This is a genomic window from Rhodoglobus sp. G.S.4 (assembly GCF_056619605.1).
This window is the reverse complement of sequence record NZ_CM152748.1, coordinates 1,883,927-1,904,451: the sequence shown is the minus strand read 5'-3', so window position 1 is coordinate 1,904,451 and position 20,525 is coordinate 1,883,927. Positions and strand designations below refer to the sequence as shown.

The 20,525-nt window shown below is 58.5% G+C and carries 23 protein-coding genes; 17 read left to right on the top strand and 6 right to left on the bottom strand.

All coding sequences use genetic code 11. From position 1 onward, the window contains the following. Nucleotides 1-480 carry a Cys-tRNA(Pro) deacylase gene (ybaK, locus tag AC061P_RS09350; protein ID WP_480391049.1) on the bottom strand — a complete coding sequence of 160 codons (480 nt, stop codon included), beginning with the start codon at nt 478-480 and terminating at the stop codon, nt 1-3. 116 nt (nt 481-596) lie between these two features. Between ybaK and AC061P_RS09345 the strand changes: the two genes are divergently transcribed. The 8 genes from AC061P_RS09345 (at nt 597) to gatA (ending at nt 9,486) form a co-directional block, all read left to right on the top strand. Then, nucleotides 597-1,787, top strand: a complete 1,191-nt coding sequence (locus AC061P_RS09345; RefSeq protein WP_449647048.1) for a cysteine desulfurase family protein — start codon at nt 597-599, stop codon at nt 1,785-1,787. An 86-nt stretch (nt 1,788-1,873) separates the two neighbouring features. Next, nucleotides 1,874-2,242, top strand: coding sequence for an ArsR/SmtB family transcription factor (locus AC061P_RS09340; RefSeq protein WP_480391048.1), 369 nt, complete (start codon nt 1,874-1,876; stop codon nt 2,240-2,242). Beyond that, nucleotides 2,242-2,496 carry a hypothetical protein gene (locus AC061P_RS09335; RefSeq protein ID WP_449647046.1) on the top strand — a complete coding sequence of 85 codons (255 nt, stop codon included), beginning with the start codon at nt 2,242-2,244 and terminating at the stop codon, nt 2,494-2,496. Before AC061P_RS09340 ends, AC061P_RS09335 begins: the two co-directional genes overlap by 1 nt. Nucleotides 2,497-2,532: 36 nt before the next feature. Beyond that, a complete protein-coding gene (gene mnmA / locus AC061P_RS09330; protein ID WP_449647045.1) occupies nt 2,533-3,690 on the top strand; it encodes a tRNA 2-thiouridine(34) synthase MnmA in 1,158 nt (385 codons plus the stop codon). A 67-nt stretch (nt 3,691-3,757) separates the two neighbouring features. Then, on the top strand, nt 3,758-6,085 hold the full coding sequence (gene ligA, locus AC061P_RS09325) for an NAD-dependent DNA ligase LigA (RefSeq protein ID WP_480391047.1): 2,328 nt from the start codon (nt 3,758-3,760) through the stop codon (nt 6,083-6,085). Between the two features lie 192 nt (nt 6,086-6,277). Then, entirely contained in the window at nt 6,278-7,567 is a 1,290-nt protein-coding gene (locus AC061P_RS09320) for an alpha/beta hydrolase (RefSeq protein WP_449647043.1), read from the top strand. 90 nt (nt 7,568-7,657) lie between these two features. After that, nucleotides 7,658-7,972, top strand: coding sequence for an Asp-tRNA(Asn)/Glu-tRNA(Gln) amidotransferase subunit GatC (gatC, locus tag AC061P_RS09315; protein WP_480391046.1), 315 nt, complete (start codon nt 7,658-7,660; stop codon nt 7,970-7,972). Between the two features lie 8 nt (nt 7,973-7,980). Beyond that, nucleotides 7,981-9,486 (top strand): Asp-tRNA(Asn)/Glu-tRNA(Gln) amidotransferase subunit GatA, encoded by a 1,506-nt coding sequence (gene gatA, locus AC061P_RS09310; protein ID WP_449648186.1) that lies wholly within the window; start codon nt 7,981-7,983, stop codon nt 9,484-9,486. 84 nt (nt 9,487-9,570) lie between these two features. On the opposite strand, the gene AC061P_RS09305 is transcribed toward gatA, so the two are convergent. Further along, nucleotides 9,571-10,128: a CGNR zinc finger domain-containing protein gene (locus AC061P_RS09305; protein ID WP_449647041.1), complete on the bottom strand. Its 558-nt coding sequence runs from the start codon at nt 10,126-10,128 to the stop codon at nt 9,571-9,573. 71 nt (nt 10,129-10,199) lie between these two features. On the opposite strand from AC061P_RS09305, the gene AC061P_RS09300 reads away from it, so the two are divergent. The 6 genes from AC061P_RS09300 (at nt 10,200) to AC061P_RS09275 (ending at nt 15,548) form a co-directional block, all read left to right on the top strand. Next, nucleotides 10,200-11,243: an EamA family transporter gene (locus AC061P_RS09300; RefSeq protein ID WP_480391045.1), complete on the top strand. Its 1,044-nt coding sequence runs from the start codon at nt 10,200-10,202 to the stop codon at nt 11,241-11,243. Further along, nucleotides 11,236-12,753, top strand: coding sequence for an Asp-tRNA(Asn)/Glu-tRNA(Gln) amidotransferase subunit GatB (gatB, locus tag AC061P_RS09295; RefSeq protein ID WP_480391044.1), 1,518 nt, complete (start codon nt 11,236-11,238; stop codon nt 12,751-12,753). The genes AC061P_RS09300 and gatB overlap by 8 nt, the downstream gene beginning before the upstream one ends. A gap of 50 nt (nt 12,754-12,803) precedes the next feature. Further along, the gene (locus tag AC061P_RS09290; RefSeq protein WP_449647038.1) at nt 12,804-13,136 is read left to right on the top strand and encodes a glutamyl-tRNA amidotransferase; all 333 of its coding nucleotides are present in this window, start codon (nt 12,804-12,806) and stop codon (nt 13,134-13,136) included. A gap of 26 nt (nt 13,137-13,162) precedes the next feature. Then, the gene (locus tag AC061P_RS09285) at nt 13,163-14,557 is read left to right on the top strand and encodes an MFS transporter (protein WP_480391043.1); all 1,395 of its coding nucleotides are present in this window, start codon (nt 13,163-13,165) and stop codon (nt 14,555-14,557) included. Nucleotides 14,558-14,637: 80 nt separating this feature from the next. Beyond that, nucleotides 14,638-15,189, top strand: coding sequence for an OsmC family protein (locus tag AC061P_RS09280; protein WP_480391042.1), 552 nt, complete (start codon nt 14,638-14,640; stop codon nt 15,187-15,189). Between the two features lie 65 nt (nt 15,190-15,254). Further along, nucleotides 15,255-15,548: a DUF1905 domain-containing protein gene (locus AC061P_RS09275; protein WP_480391041.1), complete on the top strand. Its 294-nt coding sequence runs from the start codon at nt 15,255-15,257 to the stop codon at nt 15,546-15,548. 46 nt (nt 15,549-15,594) lie between these two features. On the opposite strand, the gene AC061P_RS09270 is transcribed toward AC061P_RS09275, so the two are convergent. From AC061P_RS09270 to AC061P_RS09255, 4 genes are read right to left on the bottom strand one after another with little or no spacing between them, the layout of a single operon-like run. Beyond that, nucleotides 15,595-16,014, bottom strand: a complete 420-nt coding sequence (locus tag AC061P_RS09270) for a DUF1761 domain-containing protein (RefSeq protein ID WP_480391040.1) — start codon at nt 16,012-16,014, stop codon at nt 15,595-15,597. Between the two features lie 47 nt (nt 16,015-16,061). After that, nucleotides 16,062-16,811 carry a cytochrome c biogenesis CcdA family protein gene (locus AC061P_RS09265; protein WP_480391039.1) on the bottom strand — a complete coding sequence of 250 codons (750 nt, stop codon included), beginning with the start codon at nt 16,809-16,811 and terminating at the stop codon, nt 16,062-16,064. A 6-nt stretch (nt 16,812-16,817) separates the two neighbouring features. After that, nucleotides 16,818-17,294: a thioredoxin family protein gene (locus AC061P_RS09260; protein ID WP_449647032.1), complete on the bottom strand. Its 477-nt coding sequence runs from the start codon at nt 17,292-17,294 to the stop codon at nt 16,818-16,820. A gap of 57 nt (nt 17,295-17,351) precedes the next feature. After that, complete coding sequence (locus tag AC061P_RS09255; RefSeq protein WP_449647031.1) at nt 17,352-17,792, bottom strand: hypothetical protein; 441 nt, start codon at nt 17,790-17,792, stop codon at nt 17,352-17,354. 144 nt (nt 17,793-17,936) lie between these two features. Here AC061P_RS09255 and AC061P_RS09250 point away from each other — a divergent pair, with 144 nt between their 5' ends. The 3 genes from AC061P_RS09250 to AC061P_RS09240 are packed head-to-tail and all read left to right on the top strand — an operon-like array spanning nt 17,937 to nt 20,450. Next, the gene (locus AC061P_RS09250; RefSeq protein ID WP_480391038.1) at nt 17,937-18,545 is read left to right on the top strand and encodes a hypothetical protein; all 609 of its coding nucleotides are present in this window, start codon (nt 17,937-17,939) and stop codon (nt 18,543-18,545) included. Nucleotides 18,546-18,588: 43 nt separating this feature from the next. Further along, nucleotides 18,589-19,959, top strand: coding sequence for a glucose-6-phosphate dehydrogenase (locus AC061P_RS09245; RefSeq protein ID WP_480391037.1), 1,371 nt, complete (start codon nt 18,589-18,591; stop codon nt 19,957-19,959). Next, nucleotides 19,956-20,450, top strand: a complete 495-nt coding sequence (locus AC061P_RS09240; RefSeq protein WP_480391036.1) for an SRPBCC family protein — start codon at nt 19,956-19,958, stop codon at nt 20,448-20,450. Before AC061P_RS09245 ends, AC061P_RS09240 begins: the two co-directional genes overlap by 4 nt. Nucleotides 20,451-20,525: the final 75 nt, after the last annotated feature.

Below are 20,525 nucleotides of genomic sequence, written 5' to 3'. Positions count from 1 at the left end.
CTAGCTGTCGCGTGCGATTGCCGCGATTGTTGCGTCGGTAGCTCGAACTAAGTCGCTTGGTGTGAGCTCGATGTCGAATCCGCGCCTTCCGCCGCTGACATACACGGTCTCAAATAGCTCAACGGTTTCGTCGATAACGGTTCTGTTGGCGGTTTTTTGACCGATGGGGCTGATGCCCCCAACAACGTAACCGGTGCGACGTTGAGCTACGACAGGATCGGCCATCGCCGCGCGCTTGCCGTTGACAGCACTCGCGAGCGCTTTGAGATCGAGCTTTCCTGAGACAGGGACAACGGCAACGATGAGTTCGTCGTCGACCACCGCCATGAGCGTTTTAAATACTCTCTCGGGTTCGATTCCCAATTCGGTGGCGGCTTCACGACCAAATTCGACGGCGCGTGAGCTGTGCTCATAGGGGTGCGGCGTGAAGGGGATCCCCGTGGTGTCGAGCGCAACCGTCGCGGGGGTGCCGAGTGCCATCAGCGCTCACAACTCTCGGTTGGGCCGGTGGCGGAGTCGAAGCGTTGGCGCATGCGATCTAGAGTAATGACACGCGAGCATCCATGGGGAGTGCACGCGAGAGTAGCGGAGAAACAGTGACTATCTATCTGGATCATGCGGCCACGACGCCGATGCGTCCTTCCGTTGTTGACGCGTTCGCTGCGGCACTGCCGGTAGTGGGCAATCCATCGTCAATACATTCCCAAGGGCAGTCGGCAAAACGGATGCTCGAAGAAGCGCGAGAGACGGTCGCTGCCAGTCTTGGTGCGGATTCCGTTGAGGTGACTTTCACCTCAGGGGGCACGGAATCAATCAACTTGGCTATCAAGGGGTTGTTTTGGGCCCGAAACTCGACTGAGGTTTCCCGCCCACGTATTTTGGTTGCGCGAGCCGAACATCACGCGACGATTGATGCCGTTGAGTGGATGCGCGAGCACGATGGAGCGGTGCTGGATTGGATTCCTGTTGACGCTTTCGGTCGCATAGACGTTGATTACGTTCGCGATGCGCTCGCGGATGATGTCGCCCTTGTCACGATGCTCTTGGCTAACAACGAAGTCGGTACCCTTCAGCCGGTTTCGGAGATTTCGACGCTTGCGCATGGTCACGGTGTTCCGGTGCACGTAGATGCTGTCTCTGCTTTTGGCTATGTCCCGATCGACTTTCATGCGGCTGGCGTTGCAGCCCTGAGCGTGTCGGCTCACAAGATTGGGGGACCGGTCGGGGTTGGCGCTCTGGTCATTGCGCGTTCGGCGACAGTGACGCCGCTGATTCATGGTGGTAGCCAGCAGCGAGCTCGATCAGGAACGCTGGATGCTCCTGGTGCTGTGGCTTTTGCTGCCGCAGCGCGGGAGGCAACTGGTGACTTGGCTGACACCGGACGACGGCTGAGTGAATTGCGCGATGAGCTGATCTCTGGGGTGCGAAACGCGGTTCCTGCTGCGGTCCTTCGTGGCGATCCCGAGCACAGGCTGCCGGGAAACGTTCACTTCACTTTCCCTGGTTGCGAGGGTGACTCTTTGCTGTTTCTGCTCGATGTCGCCGGGTTTAGCGTCTCCACAGGATCGGCATGTCAGGCCGGAGTCCCTGAGGCTAGTCATGTGCTGCTTGCGATGGGGCTCGATGAGCCAACCGCGAGGGGCGCACTGCGAATTTCGCTGGGGGAGACGACGACGGCTGCTGAGATTGCGCAGTTCGTTGATGCTCTGCCGCGTGCGGTCGAACAGGCGACGGCTGCCGGGTATTCGAGCCGGGACACGATTCTTGGCCACTATCCAGAAGCCTAGGGTGGCCTCGGGGCGCATTCAGGACGCGCGCGTTGACAGAATTTACCTTCACCTGTAAGTTTTTTATTACAGATGAAGGGATGCGCGTGAACTCTGATGAGCTCGGTGCCTGGTTGGCTGCCGTTGCCAACCCGCAACGCATGCGCATTCTCGCGGAACTCGCTGGCGGACAAGCCCACGTCAGCGATCTCGCCAGACGAGTGGGAATGTCGCGGCCACTTCTCTACATGCACCTCGCAAAGCTCGAAGAATCTGGCTTCGTCGCCGGCCATCACGAGCTCAGCGACGACGGCAAAGCACTCAAGTTCTTTGAAGTTGTGCCCTTTCGCATCACCGTGACTCCAGCATTACTTGCTCGAGCGGTAGCTCAGTCAGCGCAAGAACGACACAACCTAGACACCACCGAAGTAATCGACAAACAACCCGCCAGCACAAACTCTCACAAAGGAAAGTAATGGAAATCTTCTTTAGTCTCTGGTTCTGGATCGGCGTAATCGCCATCACCGGCATCATCGCCGGTGTCATTACCAACGCAGTGAACAAGAAAGCGGAGACAGCAAAACACGTGGCTGACGCCCAAGCCGGCGGCGACTATCGAGCACTCGTCGAGCAAACTCTCGAAACCAACCGATCCCTCCTTGAGCGACTGGATGCCGTAGAAAGCCGACTGGCCGGGGTCGAGAAGACCCTCACCGACATCCCGCAGTAAGAACTTGCCCAGCAACGCGTCTCGTACACTGGTTTTATGAAGGTTTTAGCGGCGATGAGTGGCGGAGTGGACTCCGCGGTTGCTGCCGCGCGGGCAGTCGAGGCAGGGCACGAGGTTGTTGGGGTGCATCTGGCGCTGAGCCGGCAACCAGGAACCCTGCGCACGGGAGCACGTGGCTGCTGCACAATCGAAGATTCGATGGACGCGCAGCGGGCGGCCAACATCATTGGCATCCCGTACTACGTGTGGGATTTCTCCGAGCGTTTCAAGCTCGACGTTGTCGATGATTTCATCGCTGAATACTCGGCGGGCCGCACTCCGAACCCCTGCATGCGCTGTAATGAGCGCATCAAGTTCGCTGCTCTATTGGAGAAGGCTGTCGCTCTAGGTTTCGACGCCGTTGCAACTGGCCACTACGCCAATATCGTTGACGACGAGCATGGCAATCGCGAGCTTCACCGCGCAGCGGCCTGGGCCAAGGATCAGTCTTACGTACTAGGCGTTCTCACGACAGAACAACTGGCTCACAGCATGTTCCCGCTTGGGGCGACCCCATCCAAGGCTGAAATTCGCGCTGAGGCAGCGGAACGCGGGTTCTCCGTAGCCAACAAACCTGATTCGCATGACATTTGCTTCATTCCTGACGGCAACACTCGTGGTTGGCTTGCCGACAAAGTGGGAGCTGAGCAGGGCGAAATTTTGGGCCGCGATGGTGAAGTCCTTGGCAAGCATGAGGGCGCCCTCGCTTTCACGATCGGTCAGCGCAAGGGCCTGAACGTGGGTTATCCCACCGACGATGGCAAGCCGCGATTCGTTTTGGAGATTCGACCGAAGACCAACCAGGTTGTTGTCGGACCACGCGAAGCGCTCGCATTGGCTGAAATTGCCGGCTCTAAGTTTTCTTGGGCAGGACTCGACCCGCTTGAGTCGGGATACATTTCTGAGCCAGGCGAAAGTTTTGAGTGCCACGTCCAGGTGCGCGCTCACTCTGACCCGATGCCTGCTGTTGCCAGACTCGATCCTGCCGCCGTTGACGCAGAGGGCAATGAGATTGGCCCAGAACTTGTCGTCACCCCTCACGAGCCTCTCAATGGCGTCGCGCCAGGGCAAACAGCTGTGCTCTACGTCGGTACTCGCGTTTTGGGTCAGTGCACAATTGCACGGTCTGTGTCTGCGGTTCCTGCTCAGGTCTAGTCTGCATAACTGCCGCCGATTTCCTCCGTGCGCAGGTTTCGTCGTAGGCCCTGTTTAGACTTGACCTGTGGCCAACAACACCGAAAAATCCGGTTCAGCGAGCGAATCTGACGATCAGGTCGCCGAGACGACTGACCCGGCTCTCGCAGCCGCGCGTGACGAAGTTTCCGCGCTTACGACCCGCATTCTCGAACTGCGAGACGCCTACTACGTTCGCGATGAAGTCCTCGTTGACGATGCCGAATACGACGACCTGATCAAGCAGCTCGAACAACTCGAGCTCGATCATCCAGAACTTCAGAGTCAAGATAGCCCGACTCAGCGAGTTGGTGGCCGAGCCGCCACGCTGTTCGACCCTGTCGAGCACGTGGAACGCATGCTGAGTCTTGACAATGTGTTCTCGGTGGAAGAGTTCGCGGAGTGGGCAGCGAAGGTCGAGCGATCTTCCGCTCGCCATATTGATTTCTTGTGTGAGCTCAAGATCGATGGTCTTGCGATCAATCTTCGGTACATCGATGGTGTGCTGGTGAGCGCTGCCACTCGCGGAGATGGTCGAGTCGGTGAAGACGTAACCCAGAATGTTGTTCGAGTTGAGGGAATTCCCCAGCGTCTGGCAGGAACAGGGCATCCGCCGATCGTTGAGGTGCGAGGAGAAGTCTTTATTCCTCTCGAATTGTTCCGCGAACTCAATGCGGAACAGACTCGCATCGGTGAGAAAGTTTTTGCGAACCCTCGCAATGCGGCCGCTGGCTCGCTTCGGCAGAAGTCTGAGGGCAAGTCAGAAGAGAAGCTCGCGCACATGCGACGCAGGTTGTCTTCGCTACGGATGCTCGTGCACGGCATTGGAGCGTGGGACGGCACGCGCGCCCACCACGAGCCTATCCGCAGCCAGAGTGAAATCTACGGAGTGCTCGCCACGTGGGGATTGCCAACAAGCACCCATTTTCGCGTTGTTGATTCCGGAGAGAAAGCGGCAGAGTTCATCCGCTATTACGGAGAACACCGCGACAGTGTCGAACATGAGATCGACGGGATCGTCATCAAAGTTGATGAACTTGCCCTCCATGATGAGTTGGGGGCCACGTCACGTGCTCCGCGCTGGGCAATTGCCTATAAGTACCCGCCAGAGCAGGTAAACACCAAGCTTCTCGACATTGTGGTCGGTATTGGTCGCACGGGTCGGGCCACTCCGTATGCGGTAATGGAGCCCGCTCATGTTGCCGGTTCAGTAGTACGGCAAGCCACCCTCCACAATCAGGATGTAGTGAAGCGCAAGGGTGTCCTCATCGGAGACACTGTTGTCTTGCGAAAAGCCGGAGATGTGATTCCGGAAATCCTCGGCCCGGTCGAAGAGCTTCGCGATGGCACTGAGCGTGCGTTCGTCATGCCCAAACTCTGCCCAGAATGCAATACACCGTTGCGCCCGATGAAAGAGGGCGACATTGATTTGCGCTGCCCGAACGCTCGCAGTTGTCCGGCGCAAGTGCGGGGGCGGGTCGAACACGCTGGCAGCAGAGGCGGACTCGACATCGAAGTGCTTGGAGAAGTAGTGGCGCGAGCTCTGACTCAGCCGAAGTATCCCGAGATTCCGCCGCTCATCAATGAAGCCGGCCTGTTCGATCTCACGGTCGAAGACCTATTTCCGATCGTTGTCGCCGTGCGTGATTCCGAGACCGGGGAAGTTGTCACTGATGACGACGGCGCTGAACGGACGATCACGCCGTTTAGCCGGTTGCGAAAAGTAGCGGGTGCTGGTGCCGATCCCTCGTACGATCCTGCTGCTACCGAATTTGCTGGCGACGAGCACGCCGTACCTTCGAGCAACGCGCTCAAGCTCATCGCCAATCTGAGTGAGGCGAAAACTAAGCCACTGTGGCGCCTCTTGGTGAGCCTCAGCATCCGTCATGTTGGCCCTGTAGCGGCACGAGCCCTCGCCGACTACTTCGGTTCGCTTGATGCGATTCGTTCGGCAACCCGAGAGCAGCTTGCGGCTGTTGACGGAGTTGGCCAAATTATTGCTGACTCGGTCGCCGACTGGTTCGAAGTTGATTGGCATCAAGAGATCGTTTCTCGGTGGGCTGCCGCCGGCGTTCAGTGGACAGCTCCCGGGCATCCTGGCCCCGGGGCCGCCCAGTCGAATGACGGCGTTCTCGCTGGACTCACGATCGTCGCAACAGGCAGTCTCGACGGCTTTACTCGTGAAGGAGCCCAAGAGGCAATCATCGCGGCTGGGGCAAAAGCGGCATCCAGCGTGAGCAAAAAAACCGACTATGTCGCTGCGGGCCCCGGCGCGGGCTCTAAACTGACCAAAGCAGAAGAATTGGGGATCCGGATTCTTGATGCGGCGCAGTTTGCGAGGCTCCTCAACGAGGGGCCTTCAGCTCTTGGTGACTAGTTGCTCACCAGCTAAAAACAAGCATTCGACCCCCGAACGGGGTATTTTGCCCTAAGGTTATACAAAACGTGTTCGCGTGCGGGGATGGCACGCGGCAATCGTTCTTGAGGGGAATACCCGGCGTTGCTATTCGAAATTGCAGTTGTTATAGCCACCTCGGTTGTCGGCTTACCCGCCACCGAGGCGTCTGCTATGCCCTCAGTAACTTTCGAGTCCATAGTGACGAGCGATGCCCCACCCGCTTTTGTGGGCCCCGTCGTTGACCGTGGTACTGGAGTGTTCTCCGCTTCAGCATCTTTTGGTGCGCAAACGCTGTCCACGCTTGCGCGCATTCCGGCCGGAAATATTTCTCAGTATTTTGAGTCTCGACCCGCGGCCGTCGACCAATTGCTTGGTGAGCAACCTCCGGCCCAAGAAGTTGCACTGTGGTGGGGCGACCTCGATGCCGATCGCCGAACGGCCCTAGAAATCGCTTCTCCTCAGCTGGTTGGCAACCTTGAAGGTGTTCCGTACACAATTCGCGACACTAGCAATCGCACAATGCTTACGCAGACAATTTCTGAACTCACAACAGTGATGAACTCAGACGCGGGCCGCGCCGTACAGCAGAACGCGCATCAGCAACTGAGTATGCTTTCGTCGATTTCTGAGGCTCTCGTTTATGACAATGATGAGCCAGAACGCACCCTTGTAACGCTCGATGTTTCGGGTCAGGGTCGTGCCGCAATCGTGCTGGGTGACCTCACTACTGCGGACTATGTGAGTTTTCTTGTTCCCGGCATGTTCTTCACCATTGAAGGTCAAATGTCGTACTGGGTAGATGCAGCCAATGAGCTGTATTGCCAGCAGCAGATGTGGCTCGATTACTTCGATGCGCAATCGGTATTCGTGCACAACAATTCAGTTGCCACGGTTGCGTGGATTGGCTACGACACCCCGAACCTGACAAATGTCGGAGCAATCGACAACGCTGATCAAGGTCGAGACAGCCTTGCGGCAGCGATCCTCGGGCTCCAAGCAGAACGTGGCGCCGATCAGCCGTATGTCTCAGTGGTAGCTCATTCGTACGGCACGACCGCCGCGATGATGGCGTTGTCGGAGTACAGCTTTGAGATCGATGCACTTGCCATGGTCGGTTCGCCCGGTAGCCCCGCAGAATCCGTTGACGATCTGCACGTTCGCAACGGTAACGTTTTCGTCGGAGAAGCCGCCTGGGACCCGATCCCCAATAGCTCGTATTTTGGGCCAGATCCTGGAGCGGCGTCGTTCGGCGCCAAGTCATTGGGTGTTGGCGGCGGTTTCGACGTCATTATGAAACGGTCCCTCTCTGGCTCAGTCGGTCACAACGAGTACTTCACCCCCGGTAGCGAAGCGATGCGCAATTTCGCGCTCATCTGCATCGGTCGCAGCGACCTTGTAATCGCCGAAGGGGAACCGGTGGTGCAACGCGCTATCGCGACAACCTCGCATTCGCAGAGCTAGCGTGCCCGCTCTCGCCCTGTCGCTCCTCGCTGCGCGCTAAGCCGAATACACTTAGACGGTTCCCTGTCTGTTTCCCATCTTCGGAGCTCCATGACTGACACCAATCCTGGTGCGATCACCAGCGAGGTCGTTTCGCACCTCGCCTCGCTCGCCCGTATCGCCCTCACCACTGACGAAATCGAGAAGCTCACTGGCGAGCTTGGTGCGATCGTCGATTCTGTGGCCAAAGTCAGCGAAGTCGCTACCGACGATGTTCCGGCGACGAGTCACCCCATTCCGCTCAGCAATGTGTTCCGCCCTGATGTTCCCGGCGTGACGCTCACTACCGAGCAGGCACTGGCAGGAGCACCCGAGCACGATGGTTCACGTTTTGCGGTTAGCGCGATTCTGGGAGAAGAGCAGTAATGGCAGATCTGAACGACCTCACCCGCTTGTCGGCGTCCGAGCTGGCTACCAAGTTGAGTTCCGGCGACGTCTCCTCGGTTGAAGCAACCCAAGCTCACCTCGACCGTATCGCTGCCGTCGATGGCAAGGTTCATGCGTTCTTGCATGTGTCTGCGGATGCTCTGGCCAACGCCAAGCGCATCGATGAGCGTCGTGCGGCAGGGGAGTCACTTGGCGAGCTCGCCGGTGTGCCCGTTGCCGTCAAAGACGTGCTGTGCACGATCGACATGCCGACCACTGCTGGGTCCAAAATCCTTGAGGGTTGGGTTCCTCCCTACGATGCAACACCCGTTGCCAAGCTGCGTGCCGCTGGCCTGATTCCGCTCGGCAAGACCAACATGGACGAGTTCGCCATGGGGTCATCGACCGAGCACTCGGCGTATGGTCCAACTCGCAACCCGTGGGATCTTGACCGGATTCCCGGCGGTTCCGGCGGTGGATCGGCTGCTGCGGTCGCCGCGTTTGAAGCCCCGCTTGCTCTCGGTTCTGACACGGGTGGATCGATTCGTCAGCCAGCATCCGTCACGGGTTCTGTTGGCGTGAAGCCTACCTATGGTGGGGTATCCCGCTACGGCGCGATCGCGTTGGCTTCGTCGCTCGACCAGGTTGGCCCCGTCTCGCGCACCGTTCTTGACTCGGCATTGCTGCACGATGTCATCGGCGGCTGGGACCCGCGCGACTCGACGTCGCTCAATGAGCAGTGGCCGTCATTTGCCGCCGCAGCTCGGGCTGGTGCCGCTGCCGAAAGCCTCAAGGGCGTTCGGGTCGGAGTCATCAAGCAGCTCGACAGCCCCGGTTTCCAAGCTGGAGTCTCGCAGCGCTTCCACGAAGCACTGCAGCTGCTGACCGACTTCGGCGCCGAGATCGTTGAAGTGGATGCTCCCCACTTTGAGTACGCCGTTGAGGCGTACTACCTCATCCTCCCCGCTGAAGCCTCGAGCAACCTCGCCAAATTTGATTCGGTCCGCTTCGGACTTCGGGTCACTCCGCAGGGTGGCGGAACCGTTGAAGACGTCATGGCAGCAACCCGTGAAGCCGGTTTCGGCGACGAGGTCAAACGCCGCATCATCCTCGGCACCTATGCCCTGAGTGCTGGCTACTACGACGCGTACTACGGCAGTGCACAGAAGGTTCGCACGCTCATCCAGCGGGACTTCGCTGCGGCCTTTGAGAAAGCCGATGTGCTCGTCTCGCCCTCAGCGCCGACCACCGCGTTCAAGCTCGGTGAGAAGCTCGAAGACCCGATGGCGATGTACCTCAACGACGTGACGACCATCCCGGCGAACCTTGCAGGCATCCCCGGAATGGGGCTCCCGATGGGCCTTGCTCCCGAGGATGGATTGCCGACTGGCTTCCAAATTATGGCTCCCGCTCGCGGCGACGCCCGGCTTTACGAAGTTGGTGCAACCCTTGAGCGTCTGCTCGAACAGCAGTGGGGTCACACCCTGCCGAGCCAGGTTCCTTCGCTCGGCTAAGGAGCGTCATTTCTGCCAGTCACCCTGTGCTTATCATAAGCACGGGGTGACTGCGCTAACGCGCTCACCTTCTCGAGTGTGTGGCTACGCGTTGTCAGCTGCTTGTCGCTCGCGGTGCGCAATCTGACTCATCCGGTTGCCACAACGGATGCTGCAGAAGCGGCGTGAGCCGTTGCGGGAAAGGTCGGCCATGATTCCCTCGCAGTCGGGGGCTTCGCAGCCGCGGAGTCGCCACATGGAGTCTGTGCGCACAACGTCGACGAGCGCGAGTCCAATTTCGGACTGAATACGTTCGGCTAATGGAGCATCCGGAGAATTAGCGTGCAGATGCCAGTCGAATTCGTCATGGCGGGCGAGAAACGGCAGAGCATTTGCCTCGGCGAGCAGGTCGTTGATTTCTCTAGCGGCATCGTCGCGAGTGAGCTTCCAGATGCTGCGGATGCGCTCGCGGGCGGCGCGCACTTCAGCGAGTTCCGCACGGTCGTTGTCGATGCGGCCGGTGTAGCGATATTTAGTGAAGAATCCGTGAACGTGTTCGATGGTCGCGAGTTCGTCGATGCCGCTTTTGGTGGCGGATCGGTGGGTATTTCCAATGGCAACGGCGAAGTCTAGCGACGCGATTGTGTCAGGTGCAAACTGCAATTTGACTCCTTATCTCTTCACAGACTAGCGTCATCAGAAATACCAGTCAATGCGATCTCAAGGCGGCAATCATGACGCGCTCCTCCACAACTTTCGGCATGTTCATCGCGCTCATCGCTGCCGCCAGTTTTGGACTATCCGGAGCACTCGTGAAGCCCGTTCTCGAAGCCGGGTGGAGCCCGGCCGCTGCCGTGACACTTCGGGTGCTCATCGGGGGAGCGGTGTTGGCGCCGTTCGCGATTCTTGCTCTCAAGGGCCGCTGGATCGCGCTCTGGTACGCGCGCAGTCGAATCCTCCTGATGGCGATCATCGGCGTCTCGGGAACCCAGCTGGTCTACTTCTCGGCGATCGAGCGTATTCCGGTTGGTATCGCGATTCTTCTCGAGTACATGGCACCGTTGCTGCTGGTTGCTTTCGCGTGGGTTACTTCGCGACGCACGCCCAAGGCTGTTGTTCTTATTGGCTCGGTCGTTGCCCTTGGCGGGCTGATTTTGGTGGTCTCGCCAGAGGGATCCGGAGCTCTCGATCCGCTCGGAATCATCTTTGGCGCTTGTGCCGCTGTTGGCGCGGCCGTTTACTACGTCATTGCGGCGCGCACGAGCGAAGGGCTTCCCGCGGTTGCTCTGGCAGCGGCTGGACTGTTGATCGGTGGCGTCATCCTCGGACTCGTTGGCCTTGTCGGTATCGTTCCGTTCGAGATGCCAATGGTGGATGTCACGATGCTCGGTATTGTCGCTCCGTGGTGGGTTCCGCTGCTCATCGTGGGTATTGTCGCGACCGGTATCGCCTACTCGACGAGCATTATGGCGAGCGAGATGCTCGGTTCCCGACTCGCGTCGTTCGTCGGATTGCTTGAGGTTGTCACGGCGGCGATTTACGCCTGGCTGCTGATTGGCGAGAACTTGTCGCTCATGCAGTTCATCGGTGGAGCACTCATCCTTGCCGGGATTGCCTTCGTTCGTTCTGAGAAGTCTGAGAAGTTCAGCGACTTCACGATCGAGGCTGAAGCGATCCCGAGTGATGATGACGAACCACTTTTGGCGCCAGCTTCCGCGCCGCTCGAACCGGGTACCGATACGGTGCCGCTGCGCCACGTACAATCGTCTGGTGGCTAAAGCTGAATTGATGGACTACGACAAAGCACTCGAACTATTTGAGCCGACGCTCGGTTTCGAGGTGCACGTCGAGTTGAATACCCAGACCAAGATGTTTTCGGATGCGCCGAACCCTGCTGCGGCTGGCGCGGGGGATGCCGAACCGAACACCATGATCACTCCGGTTGATCTCGGTTTGCCCGGCAGTTTGCCTGTCGTCAACGAAGATGCGATCAAGTATTCGATCTCTCTCGGCCTTGCGCTCGGCTGCCAGATTGCGCCGAGTTCGCGCTTTGCTCGCAAGAACTATTTCTATCCTGACCTGGCGAAGAACTACCAGATCAGCCAGTTCGATGAGCCGATCGCGTTCGAGGGTTCTGTCGACATTGAGCTCGAGAGCGGTCGCACGATCACGATTCCGATCGAGCGCGCGCACATGGAAGAAGACGCCGGCAAGCTCACTCACGTGGGTGGCGCTACCGGTCGCATCCAGGGTGCCGAGTATTCGCTCGTCGATTACAACCGTGCTGGGGTTCCGCTTGTCGAGATCGTCACGCACATGATCACGGGAACCGAAGCGGATGCTCCTGAGGTCGGCAAAGCGTACGTTTCGGCTATTCGCGACATCGTCCGTTCGCTCGGCATTTCTGAGGCGCGCATGGAGCGCGGCAACCTGCGCTGTGATGCCAACATTTCGTTGAGCCCTCGTGGTTCCGGAAAGCTCGGCACGCGCACCGAGACGAAGAACGTGAACTCGATGCGCAGCGTCGAGCGTGCCGTTCGTTACGAGATCCAGCGTCAGGCGGCCATTCTTCAGAAGGGTGGAACGATCACTCAGGAGACGCGCCACTGGCACGAAGACACCGGTGTCACGAGCGCCGGTCGCCCCAAGAGCGATGCCGATGACTACCGCTATTTCCCAGAGCCCGACCTTCTGCCGGTTGAGCCGTCGCTCGCGTTGATCGAAGAGTTGCGTGCAGCGCTTCCTGAGCCTCCGGCCGAGCGCCGTCGTCGCCTTCAGGCGGCGTGGGGCTTTACCGATCTTGAATTCCGCGATGTCAATAATGCTGGTCTTTTCAGCGAAATTGAAGCGACTATTGAGGCGGGCACCACTGCGGCTCAGGCTCGCAAGTGGTGGACGGGTGAGATCGCGCGACTCGCCAACATTCAGGGTGCAGACCCGAGTTCATTGATTACCCCGACGGATGTCGCGGCTCTGGTCACTCTTATCAACGACGGTGTTCTCAACGACAGTCTGGCCCGCCAGGTTCTCGAGGGTGTCATTGCCGGTGAGGGGACACCTGCTGAAGTTGTCGAGAGTCGCGGGCTCAAGTTGGTCTCCGACGACGGCCCCCTTATTGCCGCTATCGATGAGGCGCTCGCTGCTCAGCCTGATGTTCTCGCGAAGATTCGTGACGGCAAAGTTCAGGCTGCTGGTGCGGTTATCGGAGCAGTGATGAAGGCGATGAAGGGCCAAGCTGACGCTGCTCGGGTTCGGGAACTTGTGTTGGAGCGAGCCGCAGCCGAATAAGTTGGCTCGGCAGGGGTCGAGGGTCAGTCGTAGGCAGTACCGTTGGTGTCATGTCTGAATCTGCTGAACTTGTTGTTGAAGTCCATGTTCCTCTCACTCCTGACGCCAATGCGGCCGAGGGGGAGACCCGTTTTCCGTGGATTGAGACCCTGGTGGAGTTCACGACGGAACTCGATGAGGCCGGCGAAATTTTCGTTGTTGAAGAGGGCGATGTTTTCAACGATGCCTATGTCATCGTGATTACGGGTGCCGACGAGTCGACCCTGACGGGTATCGCGAATCGGGTAGCCAATCTTCCCGGAATTCCTACTGGCGTTTTCGCCATGGTGACGGATGCTGATGCCGATGAGCTCGGCCAAGGCACCATCGTTGAAATCTCCTAAGCCGAAAGCACTAGAGCATAAACCAGATGACCAGTACGTCTTCGGCAGCGCAACCATCCAGCGCTGAATCCGCTCCGACGAGCATCTTTGCGCCACAGCTGATGTGGACAACAATTGGAGCGTTCGCGCTCATTTTCTTGGGCGCGTTTGAGACGCTTGCGGTGACGACAATCATGCCGACGATTAGTCGCGATCTTGATGGTCAGTCGCTCTATTCTGTTGCTTTTTCGAGCACTCTCGCGGCTAGTGTGATCGGGATGGTCTTGGCAGGTCGATGGTCTGACCGTACCGGGCCCGCTCGTCCACTGATCGCTGCCATGCTCGTGTTCACAGTCGGCCTTCTCGTTGCGGGTTTCGCTGGCACCATGGGTATTTTTATCGTGGGTCGCTTCTTGCAGGGGCTGGGTTCCGGCGCGCTCATTGTCTCGCTTTATGTGGTGGTTGCGCGGTTGTATCCGGCAATGCTGCATCCGAAAATCTTTGGACTTTTTGCCTCTGCGTGGGTCTTGCCTTCATTGATTGGCCCGCCATTGGCCGGGGTTGTTGCTGTTCAAGTGAGCTGGCATTGGGTGTTCTTTGGCGTGGTTGTTCTGGTTGCCGGGGCCGCTGCAGCGATACTTCCCGCGGTGCGCGCATTATTGGAGGAGCCGATTCTTGACGGCAAGCAGACGGCGAGTCGCGGTGCAATTGCGTGGGCGCTGGTAGCCGCGCTTGCGGTCATCGGCATCAGCTTGGGTGGTGAGAGCGGTGGTGTGTTTGCGTGGCCGCTCGCTGTCGGAGCATTGGTGATCGCAATTGTTGCGCTGCGGCCATTGCTCCCTCACGGAGCACTACGTTTCCGTCGCGGTCTTCCGGCAACTATTGTGCTGCGCGGTTTCTTTGCCGCTGCATTCTTTTCGACCGAGGTTTACCTCCCGTACCTTCTCAACGAACGCTATGGCTTGCCGCCATGGCTTGCGGGTCTCATCCTCACGGTCGGGGCGGTTTCGTGGGCCGCAGGTTCTGCGCTACAAGGGCGATTGAACGACACTGTGGCTCATGAAACGGTCGTAGTTGTTGGCGCTCTGCTGCTGAGTGTGGGAATCGCTACCCAGTTCGTGACGGCCTACTTTTCGCTTTCGGTGTGGGTCGCTGCGATCGGTTGGTTAGTGGCTGGCGCGGGAATGGGCATCACTTTTCCTCGCATTTCGACGCTGGTTCTTGCCCACTCGACCGCCAGCAATCAAGGATTCAATAGCGCTGCGCTGTCAATTTCGGATGCTGCGGGTGGGGCGATCGCCATCGCTTTCGGTGGTCTCGTCTTTAGTGCGGTTGGCGGGCTCGCGAACGGGGCAGGGTTTGTTGCTGCTCTTGCGCTTGCCACTGTTTTCGCTCTTGCGGGGATCGTGGTCGCTGGGCGTGTGCGGGTGAAGAGCATCTAGGGCGGCGAATTGTTAAGGAGTGTGTCGGGCTGTTACGTCACACTCGAACGTCGAATACGCATTGCGATTACCTTCGCCACATGACACTTCTCGCTAACGAAACTTCGACCACTGATCTTGCCGCTGACCGGGCCGCTCGACTCACTGCGGCTGGCCAAGCCTGGAACTCACGGATTGCGGCAAAGCCTGCGTCAGCAGATCTCACCTACACGGTCACGGGGGAGGGCGAAGGTTCAGTGGGCACGGTACTAAAAGCGGGCAAACACGTTTTCCGCATCGACGAGCCTGAGGGACTCGCGGGTGACGATCTAGCGGCAAGCCCCGTCGAAATCGCTCTCGGTGCCCTCATCGCCTGTCAGGTAGTTGTCTTCCGCCTTTATGCCCAAGCGCTCGACATTCGCGTTGATGACATCTCCGTTGTGGCCGAGGGTGACCTCGACGTGCGCGGTCTCTTTGGCATTGATGACACCGTTCGCAATGGTTTCGGTGGTATTCGTTTGCTCACCACGATCACTGGGCCGGAATCCCAAGAACGCTACGACGAACTCCGTGAGGCCGTCGACGCGCACTGCCCCGTTCTGGATCTCTTCGCCAACCCTACCCCCATCACCACTCGGGTGGTCAAAGGCTAGTTAGGAGTGCGGCAGCGGCGATCGACTGGTCGAGCCGCGCGGTGCGCAGTACTACTCTCGGGGCTATGAAGCCGTCGTTTGAGTTCAGTTCAGCGTTGACAGAGTGGGATGCGAAGCCGAACGTCTTCTTTTTACAGGTGCCGCCGGATGTGGGTGCCAACGTTCGCGATGTGCCAACACCTCCGCGAGGTTTCGGGTCGGTGGCGGTAGTCGTCACGATTGGTTCCACAACGTGGAGCACGTCGATTTTTCCCAGCAGCAGTCATGACGGCTTCTCGTTGCCAGTGAAAATCGCTGTGCGTCGCGCAGAGGGCATCGAGCCCGGTGACACAGTCAACGCGACGATCCAGCTTATCTAGGTCGCCCTGAGGGCATCGGAGGCCCAGGTGCGAGGTCGTCGCCCTGCTAGGCGGGCCAGACACCAATAATTATGGCCATGATGACGAGCGTGACGAACTCGTGACTGATGTTCAGCACAGTGAGACCGTTTGGGCGACCATCGAACTGGTCGTGGGTAATGAAGCGGGCGGCGGTAAAACCAGCCCACAGGATGATGCTCGTGAAGAGCGTGTTCCAGAAGAAACTGCCGCCATAGAAGTCGAAGGCGATAAATGCTGCGCCAGCGAGGACCCAGGCCGTGATGAAGCTCACGACGACGGTGACAAGGATGGGGCGCAGGGCATCGGCTGCGTTTCCGGTGGGGGTAATTCCGGCGGCTTTCATCCAGTAGTTGCCGAATACTCGTGGCGAATACCAAACAGTGCCGACAAGCATGCTTGACAGTGTCGCGAGCACAACCGCGATGTAGTTGATTTCGGGAGCCATGGCAACCTCCTGTGATTGTGGTGCCCCGAATCTTACTCCGCCGGATGCTAGCCAGTGATGCTTTCTTCGAACCTTTGAATGGGGTCGTACCAGCCCTGCTCGAGAACGAAACTCTGAAATTGCTTATCGAGACCAAGGATCACGGCAACGCCGACCACGATCAGAATTATGCCGAAGACGCGCTTGAAGGCGCCATGCGGGTTGGCCAACCATCCCAGCTTGCGAGCAAATGCTTGACCGAGGAATGCGATGAGCAGTAGAGCGATTGCAAGACCGATCGCGTACACCACGATGTACAGCAGTCCTTCCCCAAACGACACGGGCAATACCGCGGCCAAGATCAAGGCGTAGGTGGGGGAACAGCTGCTGAATGTCGGCCCTAGCGCTGCTCCGAGCATCACATCGCCGCCAAGTCCGCCTCGTGAGTAGGAGCGGTTCATCATGGCGTTGGCCCGATTTTGGATGCCCGTGGCGAGCATGAAGCGTTCCCAGAGCGAGGGGAACACGAGGGTAAGGCCGAAGATCACTAGGATGCCGCCGGCGATAATCTGCCAGACGAGTTGGGGAACGCCAAGCAATGCTGTGGTTGCTTTGAGCAACAGTGTGAAGACGACGACGGATCCGGCCAAGCTGAGGGCTATTACGACGGGGCGGAACCATTGGCGTTCTGCTACTGCTGCATCGCTGCTTGTGCGGGCGATCGATCCACCCACGATTACGGGAAGTAACGGAAGAACACACGGTGCGGCAACAGTGAGCACTCCCGCAACGAAGGAGAGCAGAACCAGACTGAGCATTGCGGCCTAGAGGAGTGCGTTAAGGACAGTCTGGAGTGTGGGGTCAGAGTAGGCCACGAAGTTTTCTTGAAGCTTTTCGCCGCTCGCATCGACCTCAACGAAAGTCGTTTGCTGGGTCACTCCGTATTGAGCACGCAAGTCTTGGTTCGAGTCGTAGTCGACCTTCACGATAGTGACGCCAGACGGAACGCCTTCGGAGTTGATGTCGCCGTCAATCGAAACGCACTGCGGGCACCACGTGGCGTGGAAGAACAAAAGTACTCGGCCCTCAGCATCAGCAACCGCTGTGGGGCTGTACTCAACGTAGGCGCCACCTCCATCGTTGGCGACGACCTGGCTGGTCTCATCACCCGCGTTTCCTGACGATGAACTCGATTCTGCGGAGTCCGTTGGGTCCTGGGCTGTGCCGATCGAGAGACCTACGAGCGCACCACCGATAACAACGGCGAGGACAACCACAATCGTAAGAATCTGCTTGTTCATGCTGATCAGTAACCCATAGAGCCGCGAATTTATTTCGCTCTCAGCTCAATTCTCGGGCTATACCCAGACTTCGGCTTTGTGAGAAAACAGTTTGAGATCGCCGAAGGTGAGTGCCCCGGTAAATCGGGCCCGGGTGTATGGCAGCAAGACCATGAGCGCCGCACCAGCACGGTGTTCGATCCGCACCTCGATGGCATCCGTCTTCTGGGCTGCGAGGCGCGTGTTCGAAACAATGGCGCTGCAGCGGGAGATGTTCGCCATCTGACGCAACTGCGTGACTGTCTGATTCAAGAGCGCCTGAGCGTTCGGGTGTTTTTTGCGGAGCGCGTCATCCGCTGTCATCTCTAATACTCGACCGCTCCCGTCAGTCATGAGAGCGAAAGTCATGAACTCACTGGCGTGACCAAGATTCGTTCTGGCCACATGAAGAGCGGAGTCGAGAATTCGATCAACGTCGGCTTGTTCGTCGGCGTTGAGCGCGTCCCTCCACGATTGCATATCCAAACCGTAGCGACTCCATACCCTCCTTGTCCCACGAAGCGCCCAAATCACCCGCGTTTTGGTGTCACGGGTGCTCAGGACGTTTCGATCACTTTCGAGCGTTTCTCGACGGGTTTAGTGACGCTGCGCTAACGTCTAATCATGCAAAAAGCGCAGCTCAGCAGTGCACAACGTAGCCATTCTTTGGTCGCGGGAGCGGTGGGACACGTACTGTTCTCATTCGGTTGGCTCCTTGTTGGATTTGTCGTCCTTGGTGGCGGGATAACGCGTGTGCTCGGCGGCACTGCACAAGGAGTTGGCGGACTATTCGGAGATATCCCCGCACTCAGAGAGTTCTTGAGTAGTGCCGGGGGAGTGCTCGGTGTCATCGTCATCGTTCTCAGCGTCGTTGCTCTCATCCTCATTGCGCTCGCAGCGCTCGCTAGTGGATTTATTCTGAAACGTGGCACCGTGCGAAAGCCTTGGCTGGTCACGTTCCAATCCCTCGGGATCGTTGCCATTCTTGATGTGCCGCTATTCGTCGTCTACCTGTCGATCGCGGCCGGTGTTACCGATACCAACGTTGCTGGCCCCGTATTGCTTGGTCCGCTCGTTGGCGTCGTCGGTTCCACCATTGTTGGTGCTCTGGTGTGGTGGTGGATGGCGTGGTCCCGTCGCGGGTCAGCCTCCAAATTTGCCGGAGCGACTGCTACAGCGTCGGCAACGGCAGTCCCTGCTCAAGCGCCTGGTGCCTCCGCGCCTAGCGAGTAGGGCTCGGAGAGCTGATAGCTACAACTGATCAGGAGAGCGTGTCATGGCTGAACTCAAACGTATCGAGACACTAATTATTTTGGGGGCTGGGGGAGACCTGACGTCTCGCTTGCTCTTGCCGGGTCTTGCCTCATTTTTGGCGAGTGATGAGGCGCAGAATTTGACCCTCATCGGTGTTGATCGACAAGAGATGGATGATGCGGCCTGGAAGAGCCGCGTCGCTCAGGCGTTCGCGGCCCAAGAGTCAGCGGCGTCAGCCGAGGTCGTTCGCGGTGCGCGCTACGTGCGCGCGGACGTCACAGACGCTGCACAGTTACGGGATGTCTTTGCCGAAGCGCAGGGAAGAGTGGCGCTGTATTTTGCGCTTCCACCAGCGATAACCCACACGGTGTGCACTGCGCTGGCGAACGAAGAACTCCCCGAAGGGATTGTCTTCGCCTTAGAAAAGCCGTTCGGTACTGACGAGGCGAGCGCTCGCGAACTCAATCGGCTTCTCGAACGAATTCTGCCAGAAGAACAAATTTTTAGAGTCGATCATTTTCTTGGCAAGTCCACCGTCTTGAACCTCTTGGGACTGCGTTTCGCCAACCGTGTCTTTGAACCATTGTTGGGTGCACCGAATGTGGCGAAAGTTGAGCTGATTTTCGATGAGCCGCTGGCTCTCGAAGGGCGAGCAGGCTATTACGACCGTGCCGGCGCTGTCGTCGATATGATCCAGAGCCATCTCTTGCTTGTGCTCGCGTTGACCGCAATGGAGCCGCCGGCGAGTGTTGGATCTGAAGATCTCCGTGGAGCAATGGCCCAGGTGTTGAGGGCGACCAGGGTGCAGACGGCAGACGGAGCGTGCGCTCGGCGTGCTCGATACACGGCGGGGACCATTGGCGATCGGCAGTTGCCTGCCTACGTCGATGAAGACGGTGTCGACACGGCGCTCGGCACGGAAACCCTTGCCGAAGTGACCTTTGAGATCGACAACTGGCGGTGGGCAGGGGTGCCATTCATCTTGCGGTCGGGGAAGGCTATGGGAGAGGCCCGTCAGGACATTGTCATCACTTTCGCGCCCGTTCCCCACTTGCCGAGGGGGCTGACGGGGATGGCTGATCCCGCTCAACTGACTATTTCGATTAAGCCCGCGACTCTTGAATTAGATCTCATCGTCAATGGCGAGGGTGATCCGTTCACTCTTGACCGCACCAAGCTTTCGACGACGCTCGGAGACCCTGCCATGAGCGCTTACGGTGAAGTAATCGCCTCGCTTATCGATGGCGATCCCGTGTTATCTGTGCGCGGAGATGTTGCTGAACAGTGCTGGAGAATCGTCACTCCGGTGATTGATGCTTTTCGGGAGAATCGTGTTCCTCTCGACGAATATCCGGCAGGTTCACAGGGCCCGACAGCGTGGAGCACAACGTGAGCGGGCAGCGAGGGCGTGGCATCAGTGCATCCGCCGATGCTCTCGTGCGGACCACGGCGAAGCAAGCCTACGAACTCTCTTGCCCCCTTGATCCCACCCAGTTTTATCCTCGCTTTGGCCCGTTGCCGGCGGTTGTCGACGTGCGCGATCAGTCTGGCGAGTGGAACACGGTGGGGCGTACACGCACTCTGTTGCTCTCTGATGGTGGTCATGTCATCGAAACGATTACCGACACGGAGGTGTCAACGCTCTTCGCCTATGAGCTGACGGAGTTCCAGAAACTGTTCGGCACTCTCGTCTCGGGCGCGCGTGCGGAGTGGCGATTTGAGCCTCGATCAAGCGGTTCGATTATCCGCTGGAAATATACCTTTTTTGCTCGTCCCGCTCGCGGCTGGATCGTTCAATTGATCGTGCGTCTGTGGTGGGCTCGCTACATGCGGCGAGTGCTTCCTCCGATCGCTCGAGAGATCGAGCGCCTCGCAGCGCGCTAGAAACTCAGGAGCGGCGCGCGTTACAGCGACTCGGTTACCGAATCGTTGTCATTTTCGGGGTTGTTCACACCGGGC

Excerpts from the sequence above, each read along its gene's own strand:
- ybaK (WP_480391049.1), bottom strand. The coding sequence starts at position 480 with ATGGCACTCGGCACCCCCGCGACGGTTGCGCTCGACACCACGGGGATC.
- AC061P_RS09335 (WP_449647046.1), top strand. The coding sequence starts at position 2,242 with ATGGAAATCTTCTTTAGTCTCTGGTTCTGGATCGGCGTAATCGCCATC.
- mnmA (WP_449647045.1), top strand. The coding sequence starts at position 2,533 with ATGAAGGTTTTAGCGGCGATGAGTGGCGGAGTGGACTCCGCGGTTGCT.
- AC061P_RS09320 (WP_449647043.1), top strand. The coding sequence starts at position 6,278 with ATGCCCTCAGTAACTTTCGAGTCCATAGTGACGAGCGATGCCCCACCC.
- gatC (WP_480391046.1), top strand. The coding sequence starts at position 7,658 with ATGACTGACACCAATCCTGGTGCGATCACCAGCGAGGTCGTTTCGCAC.
- AC061P_RS09300 (WP_480391045.1), top strand. The coding sequence starts at position 10,200 with ATGACGCGCTCCTCCACAACTTTCGGCATGTTCATCGCGCTCATCGCT.
- AC061P_RS09290 (WP_449647038.1), top strand. The coding sequence starts at position 12,804 with ATGTCTGAATCTGCTGAACTTGTTGTTGAAGTCCATGTTCCTCTCACT.
- AC061P_RS09285 (WP_480391043.1), top strand. The coding sequence starts at position 13,163 with ATGACCAGTACGTCTTCGGCAGCGCAACCATCCAGCGCTGAATCCGCT.
- AC061P_RS09280 (WP_480391042.1), top strand. The coding sequence starts at position 14,638 with ATGACACTTCTCGCTAACGAAACTTCGACCACTGATCTTGCCGCTGAC.
- AC061P_RS09275 (WP_480391041.1), top strand. The coding sequence starts at position 15,255 with ATGAAGCCGTCGTTTGAGTTCAGTTCAGCGTTGACAGAGTGGGATGCG.
- AC061P_RS09270 (WP_480391040.1), bottom strand. The coding sequence starts at position 16,014 with ATGGCTCCCGAAATCAACTACATCGCGGTTGTGCTCGCGACACTGTCA.
- AC061P_RS09265 (WP_480391039.1), bottom strand. The coding sequence starts at position 16,811 with ATGCTCAGTCTGGTTCTGCTCTCCTTCGTTGCGGGAGTGCTCACTGTT.
- AC061P_RS09260 (WP_449647032.1), bottom strand. The coding sequence starts at position 17,294 with ATGAACAAGCAGATTCTTACGATTGTGGTTGTCCTCGCCGTTGTTATC.
- AC061P_RS09255 (WP_449647031.1), bottom strand. The coding sequence starts at position 17,792 with ATGCAATCGTGGAGGGACGCGCTCAACGCCGACGAACAAGCCGACGTT.
- AC061P_RS09250 (WP_480391038.1), top strand. The coding sequence starts at position 17,937 with ATGCAAAAAGCGCAGCTCAGCAGTGCACAACGTAGCCATTCTTTGGTC.
- AC061P_RS09245 (WP_480391037.1), top strand. The coding sequence starts at position 18,589 with ATGGCTGAACTCAAACGTATCGAGACACTAATTATTTTGGGGGCTGGG.